Below are 20,574 nucleotides of genomic sequence, written 5' to 3' on the forward strand. Positions count from 1 at the left end.
AGATCAGCGCCCCAGCACCGATTCGAATTCACGCCATTCGCGCGCCGCCATGCCCGAGTTTTCCTGGGTCACGGCCTCGCCATCCAGCATTCTGCGCAGGCAATCGACCATCTGCGCCGACAGGGTTGCAGCCCCCAGGCGATAATCCTCGAAGGCGCGGTAGGCGAATGGCACCCAGTCGGCGACGAGGCTGCACAGCGCGTCGGCGTAGGCGCGAATCTCGTACTGGGCATGGGCATCCGCGCGCAGGCGCAGGAAATGGAACAGGTTGTGCAGATCAACCTTCCAGTACCATTGCGTGTAGACATTCGCCGGCAGGTTCATCCGCGCCAGTTCACGCGCCAGCCCCTGCTGGCCGTCCTGCGAGATCATCGCCTCGTAATTGTCATAGCAGCGCATCGAATCGGTCTTGAGGATATCGAGCACCCGCGCCGCTTCCTCGCCCTCCAGCGCCTCGCCCCGCCCCTGGTTGTTCACCGCCGATTGCGCCGCCACATGATCGGGCGTCGGGATGTAGAATTCGCGGTCGAGGATCGAATACCGGGCGGAATATTCGTTCACATTGGCCGTGCGATGGCGAATCCACTGCCGCGCGACAAAGACCGGCAGCTTCACATGCAGCTTGATCTCGCACATCTCGAACGGGGTCGAATGCCAGTGCCGCATCAGGTAACGGATCAGGCCTTCGTCATTCTGCACCGACCGCGTGCCCTTGCCATAGCTGACCCGCGCCGCCTGCGTGATCGCGGCGTCGTCGCCCATATAGTCGATCACGCGGACAAACCCATGATCCAGAACCGGGTGCGCGGAATAGAGATGCTGCTCCATGCCCGCGGAGACCACCCGCAGGGTCGGTTGCGGCTCGGCGCGCTGCCGTTCGATCTCGGCCTGCTGTTCCGGGGTCAGGGGCATGGGCGAATCCTCTGTCTGCACATGATCTGCGGCAACCATATATTGGCATCGCCCAGTGGTGAACCACTATATCCGCTTGACTTCACCCGGCCGCGCGGCAAGCCCGCCACGGGTCAATCAACACTGGAACTGGCGGCTGCATCCGCTAAATTCGCGGCAGCACAAGGAGGTTTCCATGACCATCAGATATCTGCACACCATGGTGCGCGTCGCCGATCTGGACAAGACAATGGCGTTCTTTCGCCTGCTCGGGCTGGAAGAGACCCGGCGCATCGACCACGAAGGCGGCCGGTTCACGCTGGTGTTCATGGCCCCGCCGGGACAGGAAGACTGCCCGGTCGAACTGACCTGGAACTGGGACGGCGATGACGGGCTGCCCTCGGACAGCCGACATTTCGGTCACCTCGCCTACCGCGTTGATGATATATACGGGGTATGCCAGCACCTGATGGACAACGGCGTGACCATCAACCGCCCGCCGCGCGACGGGCACATGGCCTTTGTGCGGTCGCCCGACAATGTTTCGGTCGAACTGCTGCAGGCCGGCGACGCGCTGGCGCCGATGGAACCCTGGGCCAGCATGGAAAACACCGGCCACTGGTAAACCGCCCGCGGACGATACCGGGCGCGGTTCTGGCCGCGGCCTGGCTGGCGGCGGCCGCGCCGCCGGCATCGGCCCAACAGCCGGGATGCCGTCTGGCGCTGGTGCTGGCCACCGATATCTCTGCCTCGGTCGATGCCCGCGAGGACGCGTTGCAACGGGGCGGGCTGGCGGCGGCGCTGATCGCCCCGGAGATCCGGCACGCGTTCCTGTCACCCGGCCGCCCGGTGGCGCTGGCGGCCTATGAATGGAGCGGCAAGCGTTCCCCGGTGATGCTGCTGGACTGGCGCATGATCCGCCACGAGGCCGATCTGGTCGCCGCGGCCGAAACCATCGCCGGATCGACCCGCAGCCGCGACGATCTGCCCACCGCGATCGGCGAGGCGCTTGGCTTCGGCAACACGCTCCTGCGCTCGGGGCCCGACTGCCTGCTGCGGACGCTGGACGTGTCGGGGGACGGCATCAACAATCACGGCTACCCGCCCGCCTCTGCCTACCGCGCCTTCGATTTCGAGGAGATCACGGTGAACGGGCTGGTGATCAATGCCGGCGATTTCGAGGGCGAGGTGAGCCTCGTCGACTACTACCGCGACGAGGTCCTGCACGGCCCCGGCGCCTTTCTCGAAGTGGCGCAGGGTTTCGAGGATTTCGAACGTGCCATGCGCCGCAAACTGCTGCGCGAACTGAGCGGGCCACAGCTGTCGGCCCTGCCCGCCCGCCCCTAGTAGATATACCGGATCTGATCGGTCCAGTACCGTTCGACCCGTTTCAGCGCGGTGGTGATGTCCTCGATCCCTTCCATCCCGATCACGCCCTTTTCCTCGAGCCCCTGCGCGTGGCGCGAAAACAGCTCGGCCACCACATCGCGAACCTCGCGCCCCTTTGCCGTCAGCCGGACCCGGACCGACCGACGGTCGATTTCGCAGCGCTGGTGGTGCATGTAGCCCATTTCCACCAATTTCTTCAGGTTGTAGCTGACATTGCTGCCCTGGTAGTAGCCGCGGCTTTTCAATTCGCCCGCCGTCACCTCGTTGTCGCCGATATTGAACAGCAACAGCGCCTGCACCGCGTTGATTTCGAGCATCCCGACGCGTTCGAATTCGTCCTTGATCACGTCGAGCAACAGCCGGTGAAGCCGTTCCACCAATGCCAGTGCCTCGAGATATCCGGCCATGAACCCGCGGCGGTGGGCCGGGTCCAGTTGCAAATCCATCTTCATGCCACTCTCCGAGTCATCCTTGATGACGCAGATTGACGACAAATCCCGAAGAAGTGGTTAAGCCCGGTCGGGCCCGTACGTCCCGGCGATCCGGGTCACGAGCGGCGCGAAACGCGCCGGCGGCGCGACCTGCCCGGTAACCCACTGGTACAGGTCCTGATCGTTCTCGCCCAGCAGCGCGTCATAGAGGTCGAGCGCGGCCTCGTCCATATCCGGCAGGTTGGCCCCGGCAAAGGCGGTCAGGATCATGTCCATCTCGCGGATGCCCCGGCGCATCGACCGCATCCGCAGCCGTTTCTCGCGAATGGCGCGGGTCTCGGTCACGTCAGTTCACGCTGGCGCAGCAACTGGCGCAGCTTCTTTTCCACCCGCGCCGCGTGTTCGGCATTGGCGCGCATCTCGGCGCGGATCTCGCGCAGTTCGGCGAGCACGCCGGTGAAATCGGTCGCGCCCTGCACCTGGTCGCCCGGCTCGGCCGCCCCCTCGCCCTCGCCGGTCAGCAACCAGCCGATCGACACGTTGAGAAGCCCCGACAGCATCTGCAGCTTGTTCGCGCGCGGTTCCGAGACATCGTTTTCCCAAGCGACCAGCGTTTCCTTCTTGACCCCGAGGCGGCGCGCAAGCTGGCCCTGCGTCATGCCCGTGGCGTCACGGGCCCCGGCGATACGGTCGCCGAAGGTGGCCGCCTCGGGTCCAAACCAGTCATTCGCTTCGAGGGTCATTCGCTGCTCTCCTGTGTTCCCGGATCCATCGGGCGGCATCGCCGCTTGATCGGTTTCGGGTCGCACCCTATGACGGGTGGAGGCAAGATGACAGACCGGGGCGGCCATGAATTTCCTTTCCGCGACACTCTCGCGCGTCAAACCGTCGCCGACCATCGCGATGACGACCCGCGCCGCCGAGCTGAAAGCCGCCGGCCGCGACGTGATCGGGCTGAGCGCGGGCGAGCCCGATTTCGACACGCCGGACAATATCCGCCGCGCCGGGATCGCCGCGATCGAGGCCGGTCATACCCGCTATACCGCGCCTGACGGGATGCCCGATCTGAAACAGGCGATCTGCGCCAAGTTCGCGCGCGAAAACGGGTTGGCCTACGCCCCCGACCAGATCAGTGTCGGCACCGGCGGCAAGCAGAACCTCTACAACGCGCTGATGGCAACGCTCAATCCGGGCGACGAGGTGATCATCCCCGCCCCCTACTGGGTCAGCTACCCGGACATGGTGCTGCTGGCGGGCGGCACCCCGGTCACGGTCGAGACCACGCTCGAAACCGGGTTTCGCCTGACGGCGCAGGCACTGGACGCGGCGATCACGCCCCGAACCAAGTGGTTCATCTTCAATTCGCCCAGCAACCCCACCGGGGCAGGCTATGACCGGGCGCAGCTGAAGGCGCTGACCGATGTGCTGATGCGCCATCCGCAGGTGCGGGTGATGACCGACGACATGTATGAACACCTGGTCTATGACGGGTTCGAATTCTGCACGCCCGCGCAGGTGGAACCGGGGCTTTACGACCGGACACTGACCTGCAACGGCGTGTCCAAGGCCTATGCCATGACCGGCTGGCGGATCGGCTATGCGGGCGGGCCGCGCGACCTGATCGCCGCGATGCGCAAGATCCAGTCGCAAAGCACGTCCAACCCCTGCACCATCAGCCAGTGGGCGGCCCTCGAGGCGCTGACCGGCCCGCAGGATTTCATCGCCGCCAACAACGCGGTCTTTGCCCGCCGCCGCGACATGGTCGTGAAACTGCTGTCGGCCATCGACGGGATCACCTGCCCGGTGCCGCAGGGCGCGTTCTACGTCTATCCGTCGATCGCCGGGCTGATCGGCCGCCGCAGCGCCGCCGGCACCCGGATCGACACTGACGAGGCCTTTGCCACGGCGCTGCTGGAGGAGGCCGGTGTCGCGGTGGTCTTTGGCGCCGCCTTTGGCCTGTCACCCTGTTTCCGGATCAGCTATGCCACATCGGATGACGCGCTGCGCGAGGCCTGCACCCGGATCGCCGATTTCTGCGCCACACTGACCTGAGGACCGGATGAGCACCGAACTGCCCGACTATTTCTTTCGCGTGCGCGACAACGGTGCCTTCGTCTACCGTGTCGATACCGAAAACCGGCAGCGCCGGATCGAGATGGACCAGATCGCCGTGATCAACATCCGCAATGGCGACATCAAGCCCCATGGCGGCCGCACCCTGTCGGACACCGATCTCGCCCAGATCCGCCAGTGGATGGAGGAGCGCCGCGCGCTGCTGGCGCGGCGGGACATCGACGATATCCACCGCAGCGTGGATCACCTGAACCTGACCGCCCAATGGGCGCAATCGAAGGCGACCGACGACCAGCTCGACGAGGTGACCGACCGGCTGTTGCTGGCGATGCATGACCTGCGGACGGTGCTGGTCCGCAAGAAGGCCGACCGGCTGACGAAGAAGGCCGGCGGATAACCCGCCCGGCCCGGGGACGCCACCGGTCACGGCTGCTGCGCGGCCACCCTGCCCTCGACCTGCCCCAGCGCCCGGCGCCAGAACCGCCACATCAGCATCGCCGCCGCACAGGCCAGCCCGGCGCAGAGGCCCAGCCAGACACCGATCCCCTCCAGCCCGAACACGAATCCCAGCATGTAGGAGGTGGGCAGCCCGATCCCCCAGTAGGACAGCACCGCGATCATCATCGGCACGCGGGTATCCTGCACCCCGCGCAGCAGGCCGAGCCCGATCGCCTGCGCGCCATCCACGAACTGGAACAGCGCCGACACCACCAGCAGCGGCACCCCGATGACGAGGATCTGGTCGCGCACCGGGTTGTCCGTTTCCATGAACAGCGACATCAGCGGTTCCGGAAAGATCAGGAACGCGGCCAGTGTCAGCACGGCAAAGGCCTGCGACAGCGCGATCACCACCTTGCCGCCACGGGCCATGTGGAACGGATCGCGCCGGCCATAGGCGTTGCCCGCGCGGATCGTCGCCACGTTGCTGAGCCCGAGCTGCACCATGAACGTGCCGCTCGAGATGGTGATGACGATGCCGTGGGCCGCGAGCGGCACCTTGCCCAGCCAGCCCATCAGCACCGCCGAAGCGGAAAACAGGCTGACCTCGGCCACCGTGGTCAGCCCGATCGGCACGCCCATCCGGAACACCTGCCACAATATCTCGGGGTCGACCCGCCAGAGCCGCTGGAACAGGTTGTAATGCGGCAGGGCGCGGCGCTGGTAGATCACCACCGCGATCAGCGACACCGCCTGCGAGGCGATGGAGGCACAGGCCGCCCCGACGATGCCCAGTTCGGGCGCGCCCCAATGCCCGAAGATCAGCATGTAATTGGCCAACGCGTTGGTCGCCGCCGCGGTGACCGTGATCCAGAACACCGCCTGGGTGCGTTCGAGCCCGGCGAGGTAGTTCTTCAGCACCATCACCAGCAGCGCCGGGAACAGCCCCCAGCCGGCGATTCGCAGGTATTGACCGGCCAGCGCGGCCACCTCGGGATCCTGCCCCAGCATCCGCAGGATCTGCTCGGACCACAGCATCGCCGGCATCGCCGCCATCGCATAGATCATCGACAGCCACATCCCCATCCGGGTGCTGCGGCGAATGCGCTGTTCATCGCCTTCGGCGGCCGCCGCCGCGGCGATGGGCATCACGGCGAGCGCGAAACCCGAGCCCAGGATGAAGAAGACGAAGAAATAGCTGGCCCCCAGCGTGACCGCCGCCAGTTCGGCGATGCCATACCAGCCCAGCATCACCGTGTCGGTCAGCCCGATGGCAAACTGCGCCAGATGCCCGCCGATCAACGGCAGGCCCAGCAGCAGGATCGCCCGGGCATGGCCGGGGATGGTCATCGGAACGGCTGTGTTCATCAGCCAGCATTAGGAGGCCCGACCGGCCGGTTCAAGACCCCGTTTCGGACGCGCCCGCGCCCGACAGCCCCGCACCGGGATACCCCGCACAGCGAACCGCGACCCTGACCCGGCCTGCCCGGCCCGGATCGGCGGATGTCCGGCGTGCCGGGCAGCGCCGCGCGCGGCTAGCGCACCCGCACGCCGGGATGCAGCGCGGTGCCCAGGATATGATCCGATTTGTGGATCACATGATGGGCCTGCCCGACGATCAGCGGATCGGGTCCGCCCACGATGCCGCGGTCCTTGTCGGGATAGTCCAGCGAGGCCAGGAAATGCCGCATGCAGTTCAGCCGGGCGCGTTTCTTGTCGTTGGACTTCACCACCGTCCACGGCGCATCCGCCGTATCCGTATAGAAGAACATCGCCTCCTTGGCTTCGGTGTAGTCGTCCCACTTGTCGAGGCTGGCCTTGTCGATCGGGGACAGTTTCCACCGTTTCAGCGGATCCGTCGCACGGCTGTCGAACCGGCGCACCTGTTCGCGCTGGGTGACCGAGAACCAGTATTTGTAGAGGCGGATGCCCGACCGGACCAGCATCCGTTCGAGATCGGGCGTCTGGCGCATGAATTCGAGATAATCCTGCGGCGCGCAGAACTCCATCACCCGTTCGACACCGGCGCGGTTGTACCAGGACCGGTCATAGAACACCATTTCGCCATTTGTCGGCAGATGCTCGACATAGCGCTGGAAATACCACTGGCCGCGTTCCTCTTCGGTCGGCTTGTTCAGCGCCACGACGCGCGCGGACCGCGGATTGAGATGCTCCATGAACCGCTTGATCGTGCCGCCCTTGCCCGCCGCGTCGCGGCCTTCGAACAGCAGCACGAATTTCTCGCCCGTCTCCTGCGCCCAGTGCTGCACCTTCAGCAGCTCGGCCTGCAACACCGCCTTGTCAGCCTCGTAGGCCCGCCGCCCCAGCTTGCGCGAATATGGATAACGCCCGCTCTCGAAGGCCCGGCGCACCTCGTCGGGGCTGGGCCCGCCGGGGGTCCGCGAGGCTTCGGCGGCCGGGTGTTCGGCTGAGTTCGTCGGCACGGGCTGCGCATCGCTGGTCATGGTGGTCCCTCCTCGCTCCTGGCTGTGGTGATCGGACGCATTTAGCAGGTTTTGCGGGATCGCGACTTGATTGGCATCAACAAAAAGCAACTAATAGGCTCAGGTTTTGCGGTTCCGGACAGAGAGGCACCATGCGCAGCGAGATGATCGAACTGGACGGCCGGCCCTTTCATATCCGGCGCTGGGGCGCGCCCGACCTGCCGGTGCTGCTGATGCTGCACGGCTTTCCCGAATATTCCGGCGCCTGGAGCGACCTGGCGCCGCTGCTCGCCGAACGCTTCCATTGCATCGCGCCCGATCAGCGCGGCTATGGCCAGAGCTGGGCGCCGGAGGGCGTGGGCAACTATGTCACCTCGGCGCTGGTCGGGGACATGGTGGCGCTGATTGCGCAGATGGGCGGCGGCCCGATCACGGTGCTGGGCCATGACTGGGGGGCATCGGTCGCCTACGGGCTGGCCATGTTCCGTCCCGACCTGGTCGAGCGGCTGATCATCGCCAACGGCGTGCACCCGGTGCCGTTCCAGCGCGCGGTGGCCGCCGGCGGCGCACAGACCGCAGCCTCGCAATATATCCACGCCCTGCGCGAACCTGGGTCCGAGGACAAACTGGCCGCAAATGATTTCGAGAAGATGTGGAAGATGTTCTCGGCCAGCATGGACATGGGATGGCTCGGCGATGACAGGCAGGTCGAATACAAGACCGAATGGGCGCGGCCGGGGCGCCTGCGGGCGATGATCGACTGGTATCGCGCGTCACCGCTGGTGGTCGCCACCCCCGGAGAACCCGCCACCGGGCTGCCCGATCTGCCGGTCGACCGGCTGATCGTGCATTGCCCGCACCTGCTGATCTGGGGCGATGCGGACACCGCGCTGCTGCCGGTGTCGACCAAGGGGCTGGAGGAATTTGCCGCCGATCTCACCCGCGTCACCCTGCCCGGGCTGGATCACTGGCTGTGCCACCGGGATCCGCGGGCGGTCGCGGACGCGATCCTCGGCTGGATCGACGCGGCGGAGGATGACCAATGATCCGGGTTCACCATCTCAACCGGTCGCGGTCGCTGCGCATCCTCTGGCTGCTGGAAGAACTCGACCTGCCCTACGAGGTCATGCGCTATGAACGCGACGCGGAAACCGGGCTCGCCCCGCCCGACCTGTGCGCGCTGCACCCGCTGGGGAAATCGCCGCTGATCGAGATGAGCGGCAAGCTGATCGCGGAATCCGGCGCCATCGTCGAGGCGGTCTGCGCCCGCCACGGGGCGCAGCTGGTCCCCGACCCCGGCACGGATGCCTATCTCCAGCATCTCGAACTGATGCATTACGCCGAAGGGTCAGCAATGACGCCGATCCTGCTGAACCTCTATGTCAGCCGGCTGGGCGAGGCGGGCGAACCGCTGCAACCGCGCATCCAGGCGGAACTGGCCAATCACTTCGGCTATATGGAAACGGTGCTGCGGCCATCCGGACATTTCGTTCTGGATGACCTGTCGGCCGCCGATATCATGCTCAGCTTTCCCGCCGAGATCGCGATGCGCATGGGACGCGCCGAGGCGTTCCCGAAACTCGCCGGTTTCGTGGAGTGGGTGCGCGCCCGCCCCGCCTATCAGCGCGCCCTGACCCGTGGCGGCGGCGACTAGGCGCAGATCCGGTCACGGGGGGGTGACATTGCGGGGGCGGCCCCGGCGCGATCGTGGGCCCACCGACCGTCCGGGACGCATCCCGCGCCTGTGACCGGGCCGGAGCTTTCCCCGGCGGGCCGCATCTGCCATAATCGGGCAAAGCACAAGAACAAGAGCAGATGCCATGAACGATCTCCTGACAGAGACCGCCCCGACCGATTACGATGCCTCGTCGATCGAGGTGCTCGAAGGACTGGAACCGGTCCGCAAACGCCCCGGCATGTATATCGGCGGCACCGATGAACGCGCGCTGCACCATATGGTGGCCGAGATCCTCGACAACTCGATGGACGAGGCGGTCGCCGGTCACGCCAACCGGATCGAGGTGGAACTGCATGACGACCATTCGCTGACCGTGCGCGACAACGGGCGCGGCATCCCGATCGACCCGCACCCCAAGTTCCCGGGCAAATCCGCGCTCGAGGTGATCCTGTGCACCCTGCATGCGGGCGGCAAGTTCTCGGGCAAGGCCTATGAGACCTCGGGCGGTCTGCATGGCGTCGGCGCGAGCGTCGTCAACGCACTGTCGGATTCGATGGTGGTGCAGGTCGCCCGCGACCGGCAGCTCTATGAGCAGCGGTTTTCGCGTGGCCTGCCGCTGGGACCGGTGGAACAGATCGGCGCCGCCCCCAACCGGCGCGGCACCACCGTGACCTTTCACGCCGATGCCGAGATATTCGGCCACCACCGGTTCAAACCCGCCCGCCTGTTCAAGTCGATCCGGTCCAAGGCCTACCTGTTCTCGGGCGTCGAGATCCGCTGGAAATCGGCCATCGACGACGGGGAAACCCCGCGTGAGGCCACGTTCCACTTTCCCGGCGGGCTGTCGGATTACCTGAACGAAACGATGAACGGCGCCACCACCTATGCCGATGCCCCGTTTGCCGGAACCGTCGATTTCCGCGAGAAATTCGGCGCCTCGGGCAAGGTGGAATGGGCGATCAACTGGACGCCGTCGCGCGACGGATTCATCCAGTCCTATTGCAACACCGTGCCCACCCCCGAAGGCGGCACCCATGTCGCCGGGTTCTGGTCCGCGATCCTCAAGGGCATCCGCGCCTATGGCGAGCTGGTGAACAACCGCAAGGCCGCCCAGATCACCCGCGACGACCTGCTCACGGGCGGCTGCGCGCTGGTATCCTGCTTTATCCGCGAGCCGGAATTCGTCGGCCAGACCAAGGACCGGCTGGCCACCACCGAAGCACAGCGGCTGGTGGAGAACTCGGTGCGCGACCATTTCGACAACTGGCTGGCGGCCGACACGAAATCGGCGGGCGCCATTCTCGATTTCCTAGTGCTGCGGGCCGAGGAACGGCTGCGCCGCCGGCAGGAAAAGGAAACCGCCCGCAAATCGGCGACCAAGAAACTGCGCCTGCCGGGCAAGCTGGTGGATTGCTCGTCGAACGCGCGCGAAGGCACCGAACTGTTCATCGTCGAAGGCGACAGCGCCGGAGGGTCGGCCAAGATGGCCCGCGACCGCAAGACCCAGGCGCTGCTGCCCCTGCGCGGCAAGATCCTGAACGTGCTGGGCGCGGCCAGTTCGAAACTGGGATCGAACGCCGAGATCTCGGACCTGTCCCAGGCGCTCGGCGTCGGGCTGGGCACGCGGTTCAACCTCGACGACCTGCGCTATGACAAGGTCATCATCATGACCGACGCCGACGTGGACGGGGCGCATATCGCATCGCTGCTGATGACGTTCTTCTTTACCCAGATGCGCCCGATGATCGACGCGGGCCATCTCTACCTGGCCTGCCCGCCGCTGTTTCGCCTGACCCAGGGCGCCCGCCGCGTCTATGCGCTGGACGAGGCCGAACGCGACATGTGGATGGACAAGGGACTGGGCGGCAAGGGCAAGATCGACGTGTCCCGGTTCAAGGGCCTGGGCGAGATGGACGCCAAGGACCTGAAGGAAACCACCATGGACCCGGCCAGCCGCAAACTGATCCGGGTGACCATCGACGAGGACGAACCCGGCGAAACCGGAGACCTGGTCGAACGCCTGATGGGCAAGAAACCCGAATTGCGGTTCCAGTACATCCAGGAAAACGCGCGCTTCGTGGAAGAATTGGATGTTTGATGTCCACCCCCCGGGCGAGCGAGGGCCAACCCGACCTGAGCTGCCATTTTTTGGTCGGACACTGACATAGGCCACGATCCGTACCTGCAAATCTTCGGCGTAGGGGGGGATCGAGGAGGTCGAAATCAACCAAAATGTGCCCGGGTTCCAGACGCATGTGACGTCTGCAAAACTGAAGGGCGAACAGGTGGTGGCCGAACATTCGGGCCGGATCACGGTGCATCTGACGATGATCCTCAGTTGGAAACCGGACCTGTGGGAACGGCCATCGGCGTATCTGAGTGCCACGGCAAGAAAGCCCCTTGAGCTTCACGGTGGGCACATGTCGCTGACGAACGCCCTGACCTGCTCCCCTGAGAGTCCGCTGTCAAAAGTTAGCTCTGTTCAGGGTTTGGTCCTCTTCTGACCGTTGGTGATACTCCCGCGGTGTGAGCACGTCGAGGCTCGAATGCGGGCGTTGGTGGTTGTAGTCGTCGCGCCATGCCGCAATCAAATGGCGGGCATGGCGCAGAGTTGGGAATTGGTGCTCGTTGTGGCATTCGTCCCGCAGGCTGCCATTGAAGCTTTCGACCAAGCCGTTCTGCATCGGCTTGCCCGGCGCGATGTAATGCCATTCAACCTGGTGTTCCTCCTGCCATTTCAGCATTGCGTTCGATGTCAGCTCGGTGCCGTTGTCGCTGACCGCAAGGCAGGGAGCGCCACGCATCTCGGCAATCCGGTCCAGTTCACGGGCAACGCGATGGCCGGACAGCGATGTATCGACCACGGTGGCCAGGCATTCCCGGCTGAAGACGTCGATGACGCACAGGATGCGGAACCTGCGGCCGTCAGACAAGGAATCTGATACGTAAGACTTCAGACTTGATCTGACGGACGCCTCAGCGAACGGTGCAGAGAATGGGTTGCTGTCTGTCCGATGGCTCGGAAGCCCTGATCGTCTTTTCCACCGCGATGTGTAGCGTTTCACGGAAGGTCTGCTTAGGTGTTTTGCCATAGCAGTATCTTCCTGATTGCGGCCGCTGCTCGTTGTATTTGTCCAGCCAGATAGAGCTGATAGGCATGGTTCTCGACCTTGCCGAAATGCTCGGTGCCCCGATCTGTCAGGATGCGCAGCAGGCCAATGTTGTGCTCGGCAAAGAACGGGATCACCCGGTCGTTGAGCAGATCGGCAGCCGTGATCGCCGTCTTCTCGGTGTTGAGTTTGCAGATCGCCACGCGGGCAAAGATATCAACGAAGGTCTGCTGGTAAATGCGCCCAACGCCCTTCATCGTGCCAACATAATAGGTGTCCTGAGAGCCGAGATAGCCGGGATGGTGGCTTTCGATCTCACCATGGGCCTCTTTTCTGGCCTTGGCTTTTTCCAGCGCCGCCATCTGGTCTTCGGTCAGCAGGATGCCGTCTTGGGCAGCGCGGGCTTCCAGCGCCTTCAACCGCTTCTTCAAGGTTTCCAGGTCGTTGCGCAACCAGATCGACCGCACGCCGGACGAGGACACCATGATACCCTTCTGCTGAAGCGCCCACGAGGCCCGTTTCTGGCCCAAGACCGGGTTTTCGATGGCCAGTTCAATGACCGCTTCTTCGACATGCTCCGGCACCCGGTTCTTCAGGATCGGCTTGCGGCGGCTGAGATCCATCAGGGCCTGTTCACCTCCCTGTTCATACAATTCCCTGAACCGGCAGAAGCTGTCCCGCGAATAGCCCATCATTTTGCAGGCCTGCGAAACGCTGCCGAGCTGCTTGGCCAATTCCAATAGCCCCAGCTTCGGCTTGATGATCTTTTCCTGAATGCCTGTCATTGATCGACACTCCTTAATCGCGCTCTAAAAGAGCAGAAATGTCAGATCAAGTCGTGTGCTCAACACGTCAGCCGCAGCAGCTTGCACTGTCGCCGCACGCTCAGCGCATGTGCGGCGCTCGCCATTTCTTGCCTCGCGTCCCGAGCAACTGATACGAGGTACTGGCCAAAAAATCCCGTTCCACGACCAGATGCCCGATCTTCGAATGCAACTTCTCGATCTCGGCTTCTGACTGACGGGCATCATCCGGCTTCCCGAGTTCAAAGCCAGACGCCATGTCCTAGATGGCGGTCCGTTTCCTGTTGCCGATCATGTTCGGGTGAACACTGTACTTCCTCGACAACTCCGCCAGCGTCAGCTCTTCACGAATCCCCTCAAGCGCAACCTTGGCTTTGAATTCGGCTGAATACCGGTTTCTTTTCGTCATTTCGGGTCGTCCGTCTTGTCAGTCGATCCACCTTAAGTACTGGTCCGATTTTTCGCAATCACCTCTGAAAACGACCTGCATGGGCAAATGATCCGCAAGATCCGGATCGGGAATACCAGGGGCGTCCAACGAGCTATGAGTTCGCAATTTTGATCTGGACCCAATCCGTTCATTGACCTGCCACGGGATTTTTTCTCCACCGTTGATTAGAGTCCGGCCCAATGAAGGGACGGACAATGAAGCGAACAAGATTTACGGACGAACAGATCATCGGCATTCTGACCGAGCACGAGGCGGGCGCGATGAACCGCCCCGGGTTTCCGAGAGAGTAGAACTCTCAGAGGATGATCCTTATGGAATCGAAGAAGAAGCGCACGCCGGCATATACGGCCGAGTTCCGCGAGCGCGGCGTCCGGCTATTCCGCGAACGGCGGCCCGATTACACCAGTGACAACGCGGCGTATCGGGCGATCGCCCCGAAGCTTGGCTGCTCGCACGACACACTGCGCGCCTGGTGCATCCAGGCGGCACGCGATGCAGGCGAGCGCGACGGGCTGACCAGCGAGCAGAAGGCCCGCCTCAAGGCGCTGGAGCGCGAGGTGAAGGAACTGCGCACGGCCAACGAGATCCTGAAGAAGGCGTCGGCTTATTTTGCCCAGGCGGAGCTCGACCGCCTGTTCCGCAAATGATCGCCTTCATCGAGAAGCATCGCGGGGTCTTTGGGGTCGAGCCGATCTGCCGTGTCCTGCAGATTGCCCCAGCAACCTTCCATCGCCATGCCGCCATCGCGCGCAATCCCCAGCTTGCCTCGGACCGCACCAGGCAGGATGCTGTGGATATTGAGAAAATCAAGGCAGTCCACGGCAAGAGCCGGGGCCGTTATGGTGCCCGCAAGATCTGGCACCAGCTTCGGCGCGATGAGCACGACATCGCGCGTTGCACCGTGGAAAGGCTCATGCATCTTCATGGATTGCAAGGGGTTGTGCGGGGCCAGAAGAAGACAACCATCCCCGATCCAGCGCAGCCTTGCCCTGATGACAAGGTCAACCGGCAGTTCGTGGCTGCCATGCCCGATCAGCTCTGGGTGTCGGACTTCACCTATGTGTCGACATGGGCGGGGATGGTCTATGTGGCCTTCATCATCGATGTCTTCGCCCGCAAGATCGTGGGCTGGCGCGTCTCGACCTCGATGACGACAGGCTTCGTGCTGGATGCCCTGAACCAGGCCATCTGCCAGCGATGCCCAACAGGCGGCGGGTTGATCCATCACTCCGATCGCGGCAGCCAGTATCTGTCCATCCGCTACACCGAGCGCCTGGCCGATGCCGGTATCGACACTTCGGTGGGCAGCGTGGGCGACAGCTATGACAACGCGCTGGCCGAGAGCGTCATCGGCCTGTTCAAGACCGAGGTGATCAACTTCCTCGGCCCCTGGAAATCCATGGCCCAGGTCGAATGGGAGACCCTGCAATGGGTCAGCCGGTATAACAACGAGCGGCTACACAGCGCCATCGGGCACCGGCCGCCACAGGAAGTGGAGGATACATTCTACGAACAGATGAACACCCTTGAAAAAGCCGCGTAGGTCTTGAACAAAAAAGCCTCTCGGAAACCCGGGGCGGTTCAGTGCAGCAAATTCGGGCGCGTTGGCTCCACCTGAAAAACACCCCTTCAAAACGCGCTCCACCTGCTTCTGCGGTCGGGGCAGCAAGAGCCGCTTGATACATTGTCGGTGACGGATCGGTGGTCTCGTCATGTCCAATCAGAGAACGGACATGGGCCTCCGCCTGTGTCCGTTTTTGGTTGTGACATGAAAGGACACCGCAATGGCCGACGATACATCCGCCGCCCTCAAAGCTCTCATTCAGCAGGTTTCGTCGCTGACCGAAACCGTGGGTGCGCAGCAGAAGAAACTCGACGGGCTGCACGACTTCAATGCCCGCGTCTTGGACGAAAAGAAAGACCTGCAACGCCGTCTCGAACAGCAGACCGAGACCGACAAGCAACTGGCCGACATGGGCTATGAGCGTGCGTCTGACGGCAACTATTACCCCAAAGGGACAAAGCCCGCCCACACGCTGTCAAGGGCCGAGGCACGCGACCCTGCGAAGTATCGTGCGGCGAAGGAAGCGGCGGCGAAGATCGGTGCGACGTTGGAAATCCTCGATCCCGACAAACCCGAAGACACCCACCGTCGCGGGCGCGGCAATGTCGCGACGACAGCCACCACGGTCATCAAGGACGAAAATCAGCGGGTCCCGGAACTGGACAAGGCGATTCAGTACCTGTTGCACGAAGAACAGAAGCGCCGCCAGCCGTGCGGAAGAGCCTGATGGCACGAGCCAACAAAACCACCCGGCGGCGGAACTTTCGCGCCGCGCGTCTGCGCAGAAAGCTGCGTTTGCGTCGGGCGGCAATTGACAGAACGTTGGGAGAACATGTATCCTATGTGCAGTGTGATTTGCCCGAACATTGTTCGGAGCACGCCGCCGAAACACCGGCTGGCCACCCTTCGCCCCACGCGCAGGAGAAAGCACAACCCCATCAAGCGGGGCGGCTTTCAGACGCGCGCCCCAAATGCGAAGGATACAAGAAATGAATATCCAGGAATTGAGGGTACAGCATCGGGCAAAGCTGAAGGAAGCCCGTGGCCTGTACCGGAAAATCACCGATGACACGCCCGAGAAAGAGGCGCGGAAAATCGAGCGCGATTTCTACGCCACGTTGTCCGAGGCAGATGACATTCACGATCAAATCGAGGAGGCCAAAGAGGCCCGCTCTGACGATGGCGACCACCGCCGCCCCCGTGGCGATGACAAAACCGTTGACGGCAGCGGCAACGAAGGCGATGCGCGCGATGCGGCCTTTGGCTTGAAGCCCGAAGACCGCGTGACGACCTGGGCGCAGGCGAAACAGCCGGACAAGCACAACCTGACCCTTGGGCAGTATCTGGGCGCGATGGTGCGCGGCGCGAAGTCCGAAGCCGAGAAACGCGCCCTGGCGGAAGGCACCGACAGCGCGGGCGGCTATACCGTGCCGACCATGCTCTCGGCGCAATTGATCGACCTGTTGCGCGCCAGCTCGGTTGCTATCACAGCAGGTGCTCGCACGGTACCGCTCGGCAGCGACAACAACAACATCGCCAAGCTGGCGTCCGATCCAGTTCCGGCATGGCGGGTTGAAAACGCGGTGGTTGCCGAGTCCGACCCGACCTTCACCAACGTGCCGCTCGTTCCCAGGTCGCTGGCGGTGTTAACCAAGGTTTCGAGGGAACTGTTCCAGGACACTCTTAACCTGGACACCGAATTGCCGCGCATCCTCGCAACCGCTCTGGCGAAGGAACTGGACCGCGTTGCCCTGCTGGGCAGCGGCACCGCTCCTGAACCGGAAGGCATCGCGAACATGACCGGCATCGGTACCACGGCGCATGATGCGGCACTGACCACGTATGCGCCTTTTGTGGCGGCGCGCACTGGCATTCTCAGCGCCAATGCCGGCCCGATCTCGGCAATCATCATGCACCCGCGCGACGAAGGCACCCTGACCGGCCTGACCGACAGCACCGGGCAACCCCTGATGGCACCCAAGGCCGTCGCGGATATTCCCCTGCTGACGACCACGGCAATCCCGGCCGATGGCGGTGCGGGCTCGGATGAATCGACCATCTTTCTCGGTAACTTCGCTCACCTGATGGTTGGCATTCGTTCCGAGATCCGCGTTGAGGTTCTGAAGGAACGCTACGCCGACAACTATCAGTACGGCCTGTTGGCGCACATGCGCGCCGATATCGCCGCACAGCATGAAGCGGCCTTCCATACCATCACCGGGGTGCAGGGCTAATGGTCAATGGGGTGCGCGTCTGCTCGCAGTTCTTTGCGCGCACCACTTCCAGCGGGCGGTGGAGTGGACACAAACACCCGCAGCCGGAGCGTGGCGAATACCGTCACGGCTCCGGCCCACGGGGGGGGGGTGGTCAAATCTCTGTGACCTATCCGTCCCCAGACCGACGCCCAGGTCATCTTCACGCATCCCCGATTTAGAAACCTGAGAGGCAGGCAGATGGGACGGAACAGAACACCCTTGGCAAAGGCGAGGTTGACCGGGGCAGACAGGAAACACCCCGAGCGGTTCAGGGACCGCAGCGAACCCGATGGCGGTGGCCCTCTGGGCAATCCGCCCGAGTACTTCGACGCGACCCATCGCAGGATTTGGGTCACGTTCATGGAAGAGCTGCCATGGCTGGCGAAAGCTGACCGGGCATTGATCGAGTTGGCTTGCATCACGCGGGCGCAGATCGAGGTCGGTGGCGAGGCCGTCACTACGGCGCTGATGCGCGAACATCGGCAACAGCTATCCAGTCTTGGAGCAACACCCGTCACGCGTTCCAATGTGGCACCGGCACCGAATGACCCGGACGACGATGATCCCTGGGCGACGTTCATGGAGGGCAACCAATGACACAATCGGCGAAAGGCGCACTCGTCGTTCGGATGGAGGCCAGTCTGCGGAAGTTCGCGCGGCAAATGGCGAAAGGGCGTCAGGCCGCCGAAAGTGCGCCGGGTGAATAGAGCTCCGCGCTGAGAAAGGGGTGGCAAATTTTCCGACCCTGCATTATGCGGGTGGCAATCCGCGCCCGCGCTGAAATGCGACTGGCCGAGGAATACGACGCCGCGCAAGAGCGGGGTGAGGTTCGGACGCAAGCGGACAACCAGCATGTTGTGAGCGACAACAAGCTGTCACCCCAAGACCTTGGCATCCGCCGGGACGAGATTCTTGCTCCTGTTGCTTTCGCCACGTCCCCCCGCTCCTGGGCGGCGTTGCTAAACTTTGGCCGCCGTGTTCTGTATTACACCACTGACATTAGTGAGGGTGACGGTGCAGTGTCTGATGAGAGCAAGGCGTACTACTATGCGCTACAAAACGTAGCTCGAGAACGAACAGCAGCTAGTCTAAATCGGCGTCTACTAAAATCCGGAGGGATCCAAAGGTGGGACAAATTGACCCTTTGTTCAATCATTGGTTCTGATCCCGGTGATGCACTGAAGTTCGCGGAGGAAGAGTGGCGGAAGCACTATGGCCCTGCCACTCACAACGGCTTCTCACGAACATGGGAGCAATTGACCTACAAAAGTCTTAACGACACCGACCACTTCAACTTGGCGGTTTGGCAAAAAGTTGATGAAAAACAGGTGCTTGTTGCTCTTGCTCTGGGAGCGCCATCAAACCGCCGAAAGTATCTTACTATTAAGTGGATTGAAAGGTACTTCGGGCATAGCTACTTAGCCGGTAGAGCGCTGTGGCCGATTTTGACTTGTGCGGAAGAGTATGCAAGGCTTCTCGGAAGCGAAAAGGTGCTGATCAAAGACCCCGTTGACCCAAGCAAGTACGAGCGATACGGGTATGAACAATTTGCTCATCCAGGCGTTAGGCTTGGGGGCAACTATTATGGGAAGGACATGACATATGGCTGATAATGCTGCCAAACCTGTCGTTAGCGATGACATGATGGCTGGGCTTCTGGCTGCCATCAAGCGCGCCGAATCTGTCCCTGCCATCGACACGCTGATTGACAAAATCGATGACGAAGACTGGCTTTCCAATGATCCGGACGGATGGAACATCAATGCCGGGTCTGATGAGGGCGAGAGTGAAATCGATTCTCTTGACGAGGTTCAAGCCGCGTAATGCGGGGCATCGATAGGATCAACGTAAAACCCCGCTTCCGCGGGGTTTTATTTTTCGCCCCTGCTCTGAGCGGCACGTCGCACGCGGCTAGGTAGAGGATCGGTTTCATTTTCTGAGCCGCACCCCGGCCCCCCCGCCATTTTCCTCGACGAACTCAACGCCAGCGGCTTCGAGGGCGGCGCGAATATTTAAGACTGTTCTTGGTCTAAGTTCCTCACCTCTCTCGAGTCGGGCAACCGTATCAGGCGAGACCCCTGCCAGCTTCGCCAGGTCGCGAACACCTAGCCCCGTTGCTGCTCTGGCCATTTTTGATTGCGTTGCGTTCATATCGTAACCGTGTTCTGATCTTTTTTGACATTGATGGCGCGCACATCTATCGTAACGGTGTTCTGAACCCCAATCAAGGATGGACAAGATGACCAACTGCAACGCGGATTCCGCGAACAATACCGGCTTGACCCCCGTCACCGTCGATGCCCCCGGACTAACCTATTCATTTTATCGGGAGAGTGACGCGGATCTTACAACAATGGAGGGCAGGCTTGAGTGGTTTTGCGCCAATTTCGAGGTTTCGCCGCCAAACCTAGAATATGACGAAGATGAGCCCGATGCGATCCTGTTGACGGATGATCTAATGCGGTGGGCCTTGTATGAAGGCGTAAGCTTGGATTGGCTGGTCTGCGGTATGGTTTCCGGCGTACTGGCTGAGTTCCGAAAAGGGCACTCTTTTGGCGGGCCCAAAAGAAAACTCTACGAAATCATTCGCAAATTAGATGATGCCCAGAAGCAGCAGGTACTTGACTCCATTGAGGCCAAATCACTCGGACTTCGGGAACTGCATCATCAGTGGCGGATTGCAAGGGACACCTACAACGAGTCAGCCGCACTCGATGGCACACCGGAGGGTGCCGCCTTGTTCGACCGGATTTTGGAGCTTGAGCAGCAGGCGGCGGACTACGAACCGCAGTCAGTCGAGGACTTCGCGTTCAAGATCATCATTGCCGACTGCGATGGCGACATGAACGTCACCGACTGCCAGGTCGAGCTGGCAAACATGGCCTACCGGGTCGCCGGAATCGAGCAGGTTTGCCGGGGGGTGATCAAAACTAGATGACCCTTTCCCGCCCACACCCACGCCCCAGCTTCATTTTCACAGACACCAAAACTGAAACAGGGGTAGGGGTTGAAATCCGAAAATTTGTGAAGGGTGAAAGGCGGTGACA

General features: G+C 62.6%; 22 protein-coding genes, 2 pseudogenes and 1 other annotated feature. Of the genes and pseudogenes, 14 read left to right on the forward strand and 10 right to left on the reverse strand.

The annotated features are described in order from the left end of the window. Nucleotides 1-3: 3 nt before the first annotated feature. Complete coding sequence (thyX, locus tag C6Y53_RS01630) at nucleotides 4-912, reverse strand: FAD-dependent thymidylate synthase (protein ID WP_106473899.1); 909 nt, start codon at nucleotides 910-912, stop codon at nucleotides 4-6. 175 nt (nucleotides 913-1,087) lie between these two features. On the opposite strand from thyX, the gene C6Y53_RS01635 reads away from it, so the two are divergent. Together C6Y53_RS01635 and C6Y53_RS01640 are read left to right on the forward strand one after the other, a co-directional pair. Then, entirely contained in the window at nucleotides 1,088-1,516 is a 429-nt protein-coding gene (locus C6Y53_RS01635; protein WP_106473900.1) for a VOC family protein, read from the forward strand. Nucleotides 1,517-1,530: 14 nt separating this feature from the next. After that, nucleotides 1,531-2,238 carry a DUF1194 domain-containing protein gene (locus tag C6Y53_RS01640; protein WP_425300353.1) on the forward strand — a complete coding sequence of 236 codons (708 nt, stop codon included), beginning with the start codon at nucleotides 1,531-1,533 and terminating at the stop codon, nucleotides 2,236-2,238. Here C6Y53_RS01640 and C6Y53_RS01645 read toward each other — a convergent pair. The 3 genes from C6Y53_RS01645 to C6Y53_RS01655 all read right to left on the reverse strand — a co-directional run bounded on the left by C6Y53_RS01645 (nucleotide 2,235) and on the right by C6Y53_RS01655 (nucleotide 3,454). Continuing rightward, the gene (locus C6Y53_RS01645; protein ID WP_106473902.1) at nucleotides 2,235-2,726 is read right to left on the reverse strand and encodes a MarR family winged helix-turn-helix transcriptional regulator; all 492 of its coding nucleotides are present in this window, start codon (nucleotides 2,724-2,726) and stop codon (nucleotides 2,235-2,237) included. The genes C6Y53_RS01640 and C6Y53_RS01645 overlap by 4 nt on opposite strands. A gap of 63 nt (nucleotides 2,727-2,789) precedes the next feature. Then, nucleotides 2,790-3,056 carry a succinate dehydrogenase assembly factor 2 gene (locus tag C6Y53_RS01650; protein WP_244614921.1) on the reverse strand — a complete coding sequence of 89 codons (267 nt, stop codon included), beginning with the start codon at nucleotides 3,054-3,056 and terminating at the stop codon, nucleotides 2,790-2,792. Next, nucleotides 3,053-3,454 carry a helix-turn-helix domain-containing protein gene (locus C6Y53_RS01655; protein ID WP_106470847.1) on the reverse strand — a complete coding sequence of 134 codons (402 nt, stop codon included), beginning with the start codon at nucleotides 3,452-3,454 and terminating at the stop codon, nucleotides 3,053-3,055. Before C6Y53_RS01655 ends, C6Y53_RS01650 begins: the two co-directional genes overlap by 4 nt. Before the next feature lie 106 nt (nucleotides 3,455-3,560). Between C6Y53_RS01655 and C6Y53_RS01660 the strand changes: the two genes are divergently transcribed. Beyond that, on the forward strand, nucleotides 3,561-4,763 hold the full coding sequence (locus tag C6Y53_RS01660; RefSeq protein ID WP_106470848.1) for a pyridoxal phosphate-dependent aminotransferase: 1,203 nt from the start codon (nucleotides 3,561-3,563) through the stop codon (nucleotides 4,761-4,763). Between the two features lie 7 nt (nucleotides 4,764-4,770). Continuing rightward, a complete protein-coding gene (locus C6Y53_RS01665; RefSeq protein WP_106470849.1) occupies nucleotides 4,771-5,181 on the forward strand; it encodes a hypothetical protein in 411 nt (136 codons plus the stop codon). A 26-nt stretch (nucleotides 5,182-5,207) separates the two neighbouring features. Here the strand turns inward: C6Y53_RS01665 and C6Y53_RS01670 are convergent, their stop codons facing one another. Beyond that, nucleotides 5,208-6,590 (reverse strand): MATE family efflux transporter, encoded by a 1,383-nt coding sequence (locus C6Y53_RS01670; RefSeq protein ID WP_244614922.1) that lies wholly within the window; start codon nucleotides 6,588-6,590, stop codon nucleotides 5,208-5,210. A gap of 167 nt (nucleotides 6,591-6,757) precedes the next feature. Then, a complete protein-coding gene (ppk2, locus tag C6Y53_RS01675) occupies nucleotides 6,758-7,687 on the reverse strand; it encodes a polyphosphate kinase 2 (protein ID WP_106470851.1) in 930 nt (309 codons plus the stop codon). A 131-nt stretch (nucleotides 7,688-7,818) separates the two neighbouring features. Here ppk2 and C6Y53_RS01680 point away from each other — a divergent pair, with 131 nt between their 5' ends. From C6Y53_RS01680 to parE, 3 genes are all read left to right on the forward strand, one after another. Further along, nucleotides 7,819-8,712, forward strand: coding sequence for an alpha/beta fold hydrolase (locus C6Y53_RS01680; protein ID WP_106470852.1), 894 nt, complete (start codon nucleotides 7,819-7,821; stop codon nucleotides 8,710-8,712). Beyond that, nucleotides 8,709-9,320 carry a glutathione S-transferase family protein gene (locus C6Y53_RS01685; RefSeq protein WP_106470853.1) on the forward strand — a complete coding sequence of 204 codons (612 nt, stop codon included), beginning with the start codon at nucleotides 8,709-8,711 and terminating at the stop codon, nucleotides 9,318-9,320. The genes C6Y53_RS01680 and C6Y53_RS01685 overlap by 4 nt, the downstream gene beginning before the upstream one ends. 166 nt (nucleotides 9,321-9,486) lie before the next feature. Further along, entirely contained in the window at nucleotides 9,487-11,442 is a 1,956-nt protein-coding gene (gene parE, locus C6Y53_RS01690) for a DNA topoisomerase IV subunit B (RefSeq protein ID WP_106470854.1), read from the forward strand. Between the two features lie 367 nt (nucleotides 11,443-11,809). On the opposite strand, the pseudogene C6Y53_RS01695 reads toward parE, so the two are convergent. The 3 genes and pseudogenes from C6Y53_RS01695 to C6Y53_RS01705 all read right to left on the reverse strand — a co-directional run. Then, nucleotides 11,810-12,292: pseudogene (locus C6Y53_RS01695) on the reverse strand (integrase core domain-containing protein); the annotation flags it as partial. A 188-nt stretch (nucleotides 12,293-12,480) separates the two neighbouring features. Continuing rightward, nucleotides 12,481-13,239: pseudogene (locus C6Y53_RS01700) on the reverse strand (helix-turn-helix domain-containing protein); the annotation flags it as partial. Between the two features lie 280 nt (nucleotides 13,240-13,519). After that, nucleotides 13,520-13,666: a transposase gene (locus C6Y53_RS01705; protein WP_149615428.1), complete on the reverse strand. Its 147-nt coding sequence runs from the start codon at nucleotides 13,664-13,666 to the stop codon at nucleotides 13,520-13,522. 353 nt (nucleotides 13,667-14,019) lie between these two features. On the opposite strand from C6Y53_RS01705, the gene C6Y53_RS01710 reads away from it, so the two are divergent. The 6 genes from C6Y53_RS01710 (at nucleotide 14,020) to C6Y53_RS01735 (ending at nucleotide 19,351) form a co-directional block, all read left to right on the forward strand. Continuing rightward, nucleotides 14,020-15,251, forward strand: a protein-coding gene (locus tag C6Y53_RS01710) for an IS3 family transposase (protein WP_106470855.1) whose coding sequence is annotated in 2 segments (ribosomal slippage) — nucleotides 14,020-14,317 and nucleotides 14,317-15,251 — 1,233 coding nt in all. Because the reading frame shifts where the segments join, the coding sequence is not laid out codon by codon here. Then, nucleotides 14,310-14,426, forward strand: a sequence feature (AL1L pseudoknot). It overlaps the preceding gene by 117 nt. 241 nt (nucleotides 15,252-15,492) lie before the next feature. After that, nucleotides 15,493-15,999: a hypothetical protein gene (locus C6Y53_RS01715; RefSeq protein ID WP_106470856.1), complete on the forward strand. Its 507-nt coding sequence runs from the start codon at nucleotides 15,493-15,495 to the stop codon at nucleotides 15,997-15,999. A 262-nt stretch (nucleotides 16,000-16,261) separates the two neighbouring features. Then, entirely contained in the window at nucleotides 16,262-17,506 is a 1,245-nt protein-coding gene (locus C6Y53_RS01720) for a phage major capsid protein (RefSeq protein ID WP_211299436.1), read from the forward strand. A 255-nt stretch (nucleotides 17,507-17,761) separates the two neighbouring features. Then, nucleotides 17,762-18,124, forward strand: coding sequence for a hypothetical protein (locus C6Y53_RS01725; RefSeq protein ID WP_211299437.1), 363 nt, complete (start codon nucleotides 17,762-17,764; stop codon nucleotides 18,122-18,124). 155 nt (nucleotides 18,125-18,279) lie between these two features. Next, a complete protein-coding gene (locus tag C6Y53_RS01730) occupies nucleotides 18,280-19,137 on the forward strand; it encodes a hypothetical protein (RefSeq protein ID WP_149615430.1) in 858 nt (285 codons plus the stop codon). Further along, a complete protein-coding gene (locus tag C6Y53_RS01735) occupies nucleotides 19,130-19,351 on the forward strand; it encodes a hypothetical protein (protein ID WP_149615431.1) in 222 nt (73 codons plus the stop codon). The genes C6Y53_RS01730 and C6Y53_RS01735 overlap by 8 nt, the downstream gene beginning before the upstream one ends. 105 nt (nucleotides 19,352-19,456) lie before the next feature. Here C6Y53_RS01735 and C6Y53_RS01740 read toward each other — a convergent pair whose 3' ends face one another. Beyond that, complete coding sequence (locus tag C6Y53_RS01740; RefSeq protein ID WP_211299509.1) at nucleotides 19,457-19,678, reverse strand: helix-turn-helix domain-containing protein; 222 nt, start codon at nucleotides 19,676-19,678, stop codon at nucleotides 19,457-19,459. 88 nt (nucleotides 19,679-19,766) lie between these two features. Between C6Y53_RS01740 and C6Y53_RS01745 the strand changes: the two genes are divergently transcribed. Then, nucleotides 19,767-20,465, forward strand: coding sequence for a hypothetical protein (locus C6Y53_RS01745; protein WP_149615432.1), 699 nt, complete (start codon nucleotides 19,767-19,769; stop codon nucleotides 20,463-20,465). Nucleotides 20,466-20,574 lie beyond the last annotated feature (109 nt).

It is taken from the genome of Pukyongiella litopenaei (assembly GCF_003008555.2).
Taxonomy (GTDB): Bacteria; Pseudomonadota; Alphaproteobacteria; order Rhodobacterales; family Rhodobacteraceae; genus Pukyongiella; species Pukyongiella litopenaei.